The sequence below is a fragment of the Moorena sp. SIO1F2 genome (genome assembly GCF_010672755.1).
GTDB lineage: Bacteria > Cyanobacteriota > Cyanobacteriia > Cyanobacteriales > Coleofasciculaceae > Moorena.
In genome coordinates this window covers 1-9,989 of sequence record NZ_JAAHFV010000245.1, presented here as the reverse complement: position 1 = coordinate 9,989, position 9,989 = coordinate 1, and the positions used below count along the sequence as shown (strand labels likewise).

Below are 9,989 nucleotides of genomic sequence, written 5' to 3'. Positions count from 1 at the left end.
TAACCTCCGTATGGATAAATAGGGATAGATATAAATAGGGAGATTATGAGTGAAAGATTAAGGTTAGTGTTGGCAATATCTAAACGCGAGGCCAGCTCTAAATATAGATAGGATTTAGTTGATTACCTAGGTAAAGAAAACTATTATAGCATAACTTATAATTATTATTTTAATAATAACTCTTGTTGAAAAAATATTTTCTTGATGCTGTTTTAATCAAGTATTAGTACCTGTTACCTGTTCACGACAACTGCAGCTAAATCTATTGTGTTATTAAATAACTTTTGTTCTATTTTAAATCGTCAAAAAAAAAATAAGACCCCCTTCTGTCTTGATGAATAGCAAACTACTAGTCAAGTATAACCTGCTGACTTAGAGTTGGCAAAGGGTAACAGATTGGTGTCAGTGCTATTATGTGGGTATTAAGAATTAAGTATGACTAATAACTTATAGCAGCAGTTGCTCAGATAGGGAACTTTCCAGCTACGAGTATCCTCTAAGTAGAACAAACCGATAACGGCTCTTTAACAATGTTGCTCTACCAGGCTAATCTATGTGTTCACCAATTGTCAGTTGTCAATTGTTATCAAATCCCAACCACAATCAGAGACGTCATAGTAGTGAGTGCGCTTTACCTATAGCTTGCCGATGAAGGGATGAAACCCTAGACCAGATCAAGCTCACCAATAACCAATAACCAATTACAAATGACAGGCCAAAGAAAGCGTCAACGAAGCCTAAACAACCCTAAACACATTGGTGAGGTGGCTTGAGTCACAACATATTCCGGATTTTATGCACAATTTAGTGTGTCTTTATCTAGCAAGAGTCAATATGTTTATGATCAATACAGTTAACCTAGGGAAAAAAAGACCCCAAGAGATATTAAGCGAAATTGCTAAGAATCACAGTATTACACCACGATTGACTAGACCAGTTGTGGGTGTAAGCTTACTGGTGGTTTCCGCTATTACCCTACCTACACCTACCCTAGCTCAAATTCCTTCAATCAAGGTACCAGCTTCAACATCCCCGAGCCAGGTACCAGCTCCACCATCCCCGAGCGAGGCACCAGCTCCACCATCCATTGCTGACTTCATTAAGGTGAATCAGAGTAACACGGTATCAGCAGCCACACCCCCTGTGCGTAACTCTTTACCACCAGACAGAGCTTATACCCTTGATGCTGGAGATGTTCTTACCCTGAATATCTTTGATGTTGATGAATACAGTGGTCAGTATCAAGTACTGGTGAACGGTTCCCTTAACTTACCCTTGATTGGTAGTGTATTTGTAAGGGGAAAAACTCTCGATCAAGCTAGCGAACTCGTCACCAGTGCCTTTTCAGTTTACATCAAACGCCCAGTAGTTTCCTTGAGTCTGGTGAAACCCCGTCCTTTAAAAATTTCCGTGGCTGGGGAAGTGAGTCGCCCTGGAGCCTACACCATGGGTCTGAATGAAGGACAGCAATTTCCCTCCCTGACTCAAGCGATTAATTTGGCTGGGGGGGCTACCCTAACAGCAGACGTTAAGCAAGTAGAACTTCGGCGTCTTGAAGGCTCTGGGCAGCGCAATACTTATTATATCAATCTCCAGCAATTGATTAATAGAAGTGATATCAGGCAGGATGTTACCTTGCGGGATGGGGATGAAATCTTGCTCCGAACTACTACTGCTATCAACCCAGAGCAAACCCGTCTATTGTCCAATGCCAGTTTTGCAGCTAATGCCAGCCGTCCCATTCAAGTGGCTGTGGTAGGGGAAGTGGTTAACCCAGGAGCTTATGTGGTCAAGGGAGAAACTCTGGGTAATAATAACATTAACATCGGTAGTGCTGATATCCGTAGCACCAATGCACCACCAACTGTAACCCAAGCGATCGCGATCGCTGGAGGCATTACCCAAGACGCTAATGTTCGCCAGGTTAAAGTGCGACGTTTGACCCAAGGGGGTACACAACAAGAAATTGCCTTGGATTTTTGGCAATTGTTGCGACAGGGTGACCTAACTCAGGATATCCTCTTAAAGGAGGGAGATACAATTCTTGTCACCAAAGCTGACGAAATTGCTCCAGAGGTAGCATTGGCATTAGCAGATTCCAACCTTTCTGCTGCTGCTATCCCGGTCAATGTGGTTGGTCAAGTTAAACAACCTGGTAATATCGAAGTCAAGCCCAATGCTCCTTTGAATGAAGCCTTGCTTGCCGCTGGGGGATTTGATGACGTTCGTGCTGAAAAGGGTTCTGTTGAATTAGTTCGCCTGAATCGCAATGGCACAGTTGAAAAAAGAGAAATTGAAATCGATTTTACTGCTCCAGTTAACGAGGAAACTAATCCGACCTTGCAGCCTAATGATGTGATTATTGTTAAACGGGATGGTGCAGCAACAACTGCGGACAATGTCGAAAGGATTTCGAGACCTGCTAGTGGTATTTTCTCCCTAATTGAATTACCAATTAGATTATTTAATCTTCTATTCTAGTTTAGCTGTCAGCGATCAGTATTAAGCATTCAGCAAATAAGCTGAATGCTTAGTGCTTACCAATTTTAATACTGAGTTTAGAGATAAGTCTGATGAAATGGAGAGTCATTCTGGAGCCTGATCTAGTTAACGGAGACTGGGCAGCTTGGTGCCCCGAACTTCCTGGTTGTACTTCCTGTGGTGAAACTAAAGTAGAAGCAATAGAAAATATTCGTGAGGCTATTGAGCTCTACCTTGAACCTGCCCCCCTTGAGCTGCCGGAAGGTTAATGGACAGTAGGTAAAAGTATCACAAAGGTTGCCAAAGCCTCAAGTAATTTGCTATAATTTAACTATGATATTAGTGCCACGACCTTGTCTTAATTAAAATTTCCCGAAAACCAAGGGTTTTGTAGTGACATTGGATCTGGTTCTAGAAATTTAACGGCGCACAGTGAGGCGAGCAATCCCTCGCCTCACTGTGCTTTGGGAGATACCCCCTGGCTGAGCAATCAGCTTGCATTGGCGGGCTAAAGTTTATCTTGGTAGACTTTGGTAGCTAAAAAGTATCGGTTCTGTGACTTGCGAGGTTAGTATTTAATAATATCTATTTTAACCAGAGGCTCTAGTAGCTAGAGCCTCTGGCCCCGTTTTAACAATCGATCAGTTCTGGTGTCTGGTTCAGAATTTGACTACGGATAGAAATAAAGTCCTGATAAGCGGGTGATTCTAAGGCTTCTGGACGAAATATAGCGGTTTTGTGGCAGTTTTGAAAGGCTAACTTGATCCCAAAATAACGTTCGACTGCACCACGAATCGCATCCCCACCGATCATCCGCAATAGCTGGGCTCGATCTTGCTCAGTTGGTGGTGGGACCGAATGCTCTACCCATTCCGCTTCACCCTGTGCCAATCGCTTGGCCAGGTCTTCCACAATTCCAAAGGCATAAGGTAACGATTGCCTGATGCTCTCAATAAAAGCTTCTTGATTAACCTCACCCTCCTGTGCTTGCTTCAAAAGCTCTGGAGTAATGTTCAGTGACATTGGCTTTTCCTTTATATCCCTAATAAACAAAATAGTTATCAGAGGTTTACACTTAGTTGGCTGAACCTCCCAGGGAACAGTCTATCGTGATAATGATTTTTATTGTTCATAATAATCATTTTTAGTAAAGAAATATTACGATGCAGACGATTAGAGACGTACTATGCTATGCGAGTGGGCTTGGTCAGTGTTGGGAGAATGCGATTAGCCCGAAGGGCTACGCTACGCGATGAAGCGTTCGCGAAGCGTGGCCAAAGGCCTCAGCTTCCGCGCTTATGCGATCGCACAGCATCCTAGTAGCAAAAATATGACGCGCCACTAAACCGACTTGCAATGCAGCCAAACTCTCCGCTACTTAGGGAAAATCTCAGTGAAACTCGATCAAAAACTCCAGCTCTTCCACTCCAGCAGGTTTATAGCTGCCGCCAGTTTTCGGTCTGTAAACCAGCTTCACCTTTAATGAAGTCGCTGATCACGCAAGTATCGAGAAGGTATCCCATCAGAATAATTCCGGTTCACGAGGTGGCAGGAGTTGATCACGATAGGACTCGAAAGCCGGGAAATCAGGAATTCCTTCATAAGACAATACGACATCAGACCACTGGGAAATAGAGCTAGGTGCCCTTTGGATTAGCTGGCGTAACGCTTGCAGAACGAGGGTTTGGATTGGGACATTTGATTGAACTGCTTGGCGAATGAGGTCTTCTTCGAGATCTGGAGGTAGGTCGATGGTAATTTGCATAGGTCAGATTCTTAGTATTAAAGTTTTGAATTTTTATTGAAGTTGAGAAGCTTGCGCTCTATAAGGCATTATTGTCCGAACCTTAGTTCTATGAAAAAAGTTCCTAACCTTACATATACGCAAATTAATGCTGCTCTGTAACCAGACGGATTGATAATGCTTCGTAAACGGAGTAGCCAGATTCTAAATGCTTCCCTCCAGGGCATTTTTAATGTAGCTTCGGTGGCAGAAGCCCACCACAGATCAGCTAATCCTACTTATGTTATCTATGATAGTGACACAAACTAGGTAATCTTGCCGCTAGTGGAGTACGACTATCGTGGAGTACGACTATCAAAGTACCTGTGCTGGGATGATTGACAAGGGTTTACCTGCTATTTTAGCTTAGTGTTTGGCTAGGGGGTTAGAATTTGCCGAGAAAGCTGAAGGTTCTACCCATGTTTGCCAGACATAGGGTACAAAGAGAAGATGGTAAACCGATGATAGAGTATGACTTTTGCTAGTTTTCTCTACCTGTCTAGGCTACAGTTCCTTAATACGCTTCTTGATCACTATCATTTGGTGCTTGTCCACTGTAGTACTTTTGTCGAATGATTTTAGGCTCTGGTAAATCAAATATGTCAGATGGATTACCTTCAAGAGCAAGATTTCTGGCAGTAACGAGCATAGCATCATTTCTATTAACCTGGAACTGTTCAACAGCTTTAGGTTCAAACTGTCCCAAAATCAATAGATAGTTTTTCTGTAATCTTTCTGGTGGTTCAGAGTCAAGAGCATTCTTTACTGCTTTAATATGATCGTTTTGTTTAAAGTTATTATATTTGTGCCCTAGATATAACCAGGTTTCAGTTGCCATCAGCTTTTATGTAAAACTAACTGAACTCTCTAAACTAGTACCAAATTTAACAATCAATTCCCATTCTTGAGCATCGATATTTGGCAGGAAGCGCATTGCTCTGATTGTAACTGCTTTTAGATACTCAACAGGCTGATCAAGCTTTTGATAATGTGTCAGTAAGCTTCTGATTTCAGCTAGATAGCCTTGCTTGGCTAGATTCTCCAGCACATTGATGGGATTGCGAATAATCCAAAAAGCTTGGCGCAAAATATCCATTAAGGTGCTAAGTATATCCTCAAGTCCTAAAATAGAAAGCCTATAGAGGGCAAAACGAATATCTCTCTCCAATTTCCGTGTCTGATTTGGATGACTACCATTTAACTCGCACAGTTCTTGCCACCTATCCTCGAATAATTTTACTAGGTCTTTACGCAAATTATCTCTATTTTCACTCCAAACATTATTAGAAGTAAGAAAAGAAGCAGACCACTGACGAATTGCCTTAAAAGATTCATCATCTGGCGGTTGTGTATACTTTAATTCTCCTTCTAATCCAAAAACGTCTTTCTGTTTTGCCAAGTCTCGCTCACGGCTTTTGTCATTATACAAATACTTATATATTTTGTGACTTAGATCTGTATCATTTATATAAATTTTGATCTCTCTTAGGCATTGTTGATAATGATGAATATGATCCCACCATAGTTCATCCTTGTGAAAGTAACTCTTAAAAATATCGCGGTGTTCTAAATTCATTATCCACAGAGGGTTGACCACACAATCAAAGCGATCGCTCAATTCATCTAGATGTTGATCTTGATCAGATTGCTCTAAAAACGAAGAAACCTCGTATATTCTCTCTGTTTTGTTTTCGTTGAGATTTAGTCCTAGTTTTTGTAACTCATCTTTGACAGTATTTTCAATTGTATCCATATCTTTTAGATTGGGAATGACGAAAATCATATCATCTACATAACGATGTAGTTCAACTCCCCATTCATTACCACTGCCAAATTTGGCATCCACTGAAGTTAAATAAATATTTGCATAAAAGCCCGATCCAATATTTCCCTGAGTAATCCCCTGACCTAATTCATGTTCATCAATAGTTTTAGAAAGTAATAACCTAATCAGCCAACGTACCCGTTCGCTTTCTGTTAATTCCGTATAAAGTTCATCACAAAGCTTATCTTGAAGAATTTTTGTATAAAATGATTCAATGTCTACTCTTAAAATTGCCCCATTAGGATAGTTTTTAGCACTATCACGTGCTTTGTTAAGGTAATTACGATAAGCTGTCAAATAATACTCATAAAGATATTCTGTATCTCGTTGTTTACCAGAGATTCTGTAGGCGTAGCTCCTACCTCTTAGTTGAGATGACTTGTCACCTAATTTATGAATAATGGCGACGGATAAAATTTCTTATTCAATTCGTGACAGTCCTCTTGGACGAGTCTTTTCCACATTCTTAGGAAATTTATAAGAGATGGTTTGATCTACTAATGATGAGATAACATCACTAGCATAAGCACATAATTGTTCTTGTAATTTTGAAATATTTTGATATAAATTTTTTTCAAAAAGACGCACTTCAGTCTCATCATATAAAGACTCCGATAATAGATTGTGACGTGCCCTGGCCCAGGCTAAGTTGAGATTATCAAGACTTATAACTTCATTCCAATCTTTATCTTCTGCTCGATCTGCACTAGATATTGTCTGAAAATCAGCATAAAAATCCGTATGATATCTTTTATGATATCTTTTTCTGTCTCTATCTCTCCAATAGCAGTTTTCTGGATTTTCAAAATAAACAATATGATTATCTGAACTAATTTTATAAATAGTATGCCGATTACCTACAATTTGATGTAGGGTTCTAATCATTTCCTTAATTCTTTCAGCCAAAGTTACTTGACTATTTGTGCCCAATTTCACTTGATATTCCATATTTTTAGTTCCAACAGTGACAAGGTGCATCACATCAATTGGCACAGTTTCTATCAAGTGTTTGTAAGCTAGGGCTTCAGAAGTTCCAAGACCTAAGTTATCCTCTGTAGAGCCTCCGTCAATATCAATACCTAAAGACTTTAGTTCATCATAATCTTCTTGATGAGTTCTGTAGGTTTGACTGAAGGGATAAATAACATTTAACTGCATTACTAAAACATTGGAAAAACAGGGTAGTTCAGATGATGACAGTTCACTCTTTAGAAATCTTTCTATTTTAGCTGTAGCATCAGGAAAACCCTTATCTATATATTTAAATTCTATATTGACTAGATCAGAACAAGATGATTTTAGATTTTCCATCATCTTCATATAAAGACCAATAGCTCGAAGGCTTGGATCGATTCCAATAAAAAGGATATTTACTTCATTGGTGAGATCGCCTTTTAGTTTAATCACTGTTTCTAAAAATGCTGCGGAACCAGCACCAGCACCACAACCCACATCTAAGACACAGACTTTTTGTCTATGTCTTAGCCAAGTTATAATTTGTTCTGTTCCAATAATGGACTCTAATGTATGTGCTGCTTTGAAATAATGTGTATGAAAAAAAGCATAATATTGGGAAGCAATATCTATCCAATCAGTTTTTTTAAGGTTCTTTTTTATATCCTCGTATTGTAAATCTTTGTAGCCATGAGCATCTTTAACAGTGACTTCTAGCCACTTATGTACAGCAGTGTAAGCATCGGCAACAATAGGATGAAAATGGCGATATGTAGGTGGTTGTTCAGTCACTGAATGCACTCCTTTGGTATTTGATTAATAAAGTTACTAATTTTTTTGGAAAAACCGGTAGCATCTTGGGAATAAGCTGATATAAATAACCTCTGTTTTGCCCTAGTCATAGCCACATAAAACAACCGTCTTTCTTCTTCAAGATTATTATCGCGAACACTAAAATAATTAGGAAATTCATCTTGAACAGCACCGGCAATGAAAATACTGTCAAACTCTAAACCTTTGGATTGATGAACTGTGATAATTGGAACTTGATTATTGTCTTGAGAAACTCGATCTAAGTTTTTAGCAAGAGCGGTAAATTCAAGAAGGCTACGTAAAGCTGTATCAGGGTGCAAATTTAGATCGTCCTGTGCTTGGAAAAACCGTAAAAGATTGTGGATATTTTGCAGGCGTTTTTTTTGAGACTGATAATAATTGTATAGTCCAGATTCTACCAATATTTTATCCAGCAAATCTGAAGGTCTTAATGATTGGCTGACATCGCGCCAGTGCTCTACCTGTTCAGCAAGTCCTTCAAATAGCTCACCATAACGGTACACTAAAGCTTGACGATAATCCGCTCTTAGTTCCACCAAAGGTATGAGTAGCGCCAACAAATCAATCGTGGTTTCCACATCATCCATTGCCTTATGGCTAGGTAGGTGGGTAAGATTGAGATGCTCTGCCAAAACTTCTAAACTGTAGCGTTCAGATTCAATGAAACGATTGGCTAGTTCTAGGGTGTCCTCCCATTGCAGCTTTTTTGGATAACTAACACCAGCTTTTTGAGCTTGAGCTGCCACCATCTTAATATCAAAGCCCACATTGTGTCCAACTAGCAGAGAATCCCCGATAAACTTGAAGAATTCACCAAATACATCCTTAGCATTTCTACCATTTTCTGCCAAGAAGCGATCGCTATGTCCGTGTATTCTTTCCGAGTCACCAACGCTGACGGTATTAGTAATGTAAGCGTGAAATCTAGCCTGTGGTTTCCCATCAACTAGACGAATTGCTGCAATTTCCACCACTTGATCTTGACTCACTGAAAACCCTGTTGTTTCCACGTCAAAAACTGTTACGACTCCAGATGAATAGGCGCTTAAAAGTTCACTAAAAGGATCTCCATCTGTAAATGTGCGGCTTGATACCATGTCAGTTAAACTAAAGCCGCAATTTTTGCCTTCTTCAATAACAGCTTTAATCGTCCCATCACCGATTCCACGACTTGGACGTAGCAACATCCGACGCATTGCCCCTGCATCAAAAGGATTTATAATCAGACGTAGGTAAGCAAGAGCATCTTTGACTTCCTGTCGCATGAAAAATTGGAATCGCTCAACTGTAATACAAGGAATACCCATGCACTCCAATATCTGACTGATAATCTCTGTGCGTTTACGGTTACGAGCAAGAACTGCTACTCGACTATAAAAAAAATCCTTTTGCTTACTTGCTAGTTGCTGGATTTGTTCACCAATCCACTCTGCTTCTTTCCACTCATTATTTGCTAAATGGACTTGAATCAACTCACCATCTTTACACTCAGGGGCTGGTGTAATGTTGGTTTGTCGATTTTCAAAGGAATCTGCAAATCCAGAAGCAGCATTAAGCAGGGTTTTTGTTGCTCGATAGTTCCAGGTTAAAGAATAAGTTGTAGGATTGAAATCATGATAAAATTGTTTAACTACCTTCTCTGGTTCAGAGCCTCGCCATTCATAAATAGTCTGATCTAAATCTCCAATCATCCCTAAATTACCACTGTTGGCAGCCAAGTGCTTGACAATACCATACTCTGACAGATGGGTGTCTTGAACTTCGTCAACTTGAACAAAATCAAACTTATCTGCCCAACGTTGGCTAATCTCTGGTTCATGGTGTACCATTAGACGAACATAAAATATCAGATCCGCAAAGTCTAAGGCATGACGCTTTTGAAGGATAGTTTGATACTGAGCAGCACGTTGAGCGTAGTTATTACCTAATGGGGCATATAGATTTTCAACCAGATTATCTAGAGATAATTGACAGTTTTCAGCCTTAATTTTGCACTTAACTAAGCTAGAAAACAACTGCTGGGCATCTCTATCTTTCAATAGCGTCATGCCTTAGACTTTGCGGATCTGATATTTTATGTTCGTCTAATGGTACACCATGAACCAGAGATAG

9 protein-coding genes are annotated in these 9,989 nt (G+C 39.9%); 3 read left to right on the top strand and 6 right to left on the bottom strand.

Annotation, left to right across the window (positions count from 1 at the left end; genetic code table 11):
* The first annotated feature begins 759 nt into the window (after nucleotides 1–759).
* On the top strand, nucleotides 760–2,481 hold the full coding sequence (locus F6J94_RS23705) for an SLBB domain-containing protein (RefSeq protein WP_293044684.1): 1,722 nt from the start codon (nucleotides 760–762) through the stop codon (nucleotides 2,479–2,481).
* Nucleotides 2,482–2,573: 92 nt separating this feature from the next.
* Nucleotides 2,574–2,750, top strand: coding sequence for a type II toxin-antitoxin system HicB family antitoxin (locus F6J94_RS23700; RefSeq protein WP_293044682.1), 177 nt, complete (start codon nucleotides 2,574–2,576; stop codon nucleotides 2,748–2,750).
* Nucleotides 2,751–3,111: 361 nt separating this feature from the next.
* On the opposite strand, the gene F6J94_RS23695 is transcribed toward F6J94_RS23700, so the two are convergent.
* Together F6J94_RS23695 and F6J94_RS23690 are read right to left on the bottom strand one after the other, a co-directional pair.
* Nucleotides 3,112–3,504 (bottom strand): SCO5389 family protein, encoded by a 393-nt coding sequence (locus tag F6J94_RS23695; RefSeq protein ID WP_293044680.1) that lies wholly within the window; start codon nucleotides 3,502–3,504, stop codon nucleotides 3,112–3,114.
* A 499-nt stretch (nucleotides 3,505–4,003) separates the two neighbouring features.
* Nucleotides 4,004–4,246: a hypothetical protein gene (locus tag F6J94_RS23690; protein ID WP_293044678.1), complete on the bottom strand. Its 243-nt coding sequence runs from the start codon at nucleotides 4,244–4,246 to the stop codon at nucleotides 4,004–4,006.
* Between the two features lie 156 nt (nucleotides 4,247–4,402).
* Between F6J94_RS23690 and F6J94_RS23685 the strand changes: the two genes are divergently transcribed.
* Nucleotides 4,403–4,534, top strand: a complete 132-nt coding sequence (locus F6J94_RS23685) for a hypothetical protein (protein WP_293044676.1) — start codon at nucleotides 4,403–4,405, stop codon at nucleotides 4,532–4,534.
* Between the two features lie 244 nt (nucleotides 4,535–4,778).
* On the opposite strand, the gene F6J94_RS23680 is transcribed toward F6J94_RS23685, so the two are convergent.
* The 4 genes from F6J94_RS23680 to F6J94_RS23665 all read right to left on the bottom strand — a co-directional run bounded on the left by F6J94_RS23680 (nucleotide 4,779) and on the right by F6J94_RS23665 (nucleotide 9,925).
* On the bottom strand, nucleotides 4,779–5,102 hold the full coding sequence (locus tag F6J94_RS23680; protein ID WP_293044674.1) for a hypothetical protein: 324 nt from the start codon (nucleotides 5,100–5,102) through the stop codon (nucleotides 4,779–4,781).
* Nucleotides 5,103–5,108: 6 nt separating this feature from the next.
* Entirely contained in the window at nucleotides 5,109–6,386 is a 1,278-nt protein-coding gene (locus tag F6J94_RS23675; protein ID WP_293044672.1) for an RNA-directed DNA polymerase, read from the bottom strand.
* Between the two features lie 123 nt (nucleotides 6,387–6,509).
* A complete protein-coding gene (locus F6J94_RS23670; RefSeq protein WP_293044670.1) occupies nucleotides 6,510–7,835 on the bottom strand; it encodes a hypothetical protein in 1,326 nt (441 codons plus the stop codon).
* Complete coding sequence (locus F6J94_RS23665; protein ID WP_293044668.1) at nucleotides 7,832–9,925, bottom strand: 3'-5' exonuclease; 2,094 nt, start codon at nucleotides 9,923–9,925, stop codon at nucleotides 7,832–7,834. Before F6J94_RS23665 ends, F6J94_RS23670 begins: the two co-directional genes overlap by 4 nt.
* Between the last annotated feature and the right edge of the window lie 64 nt (nucleotides 9,926–9,989).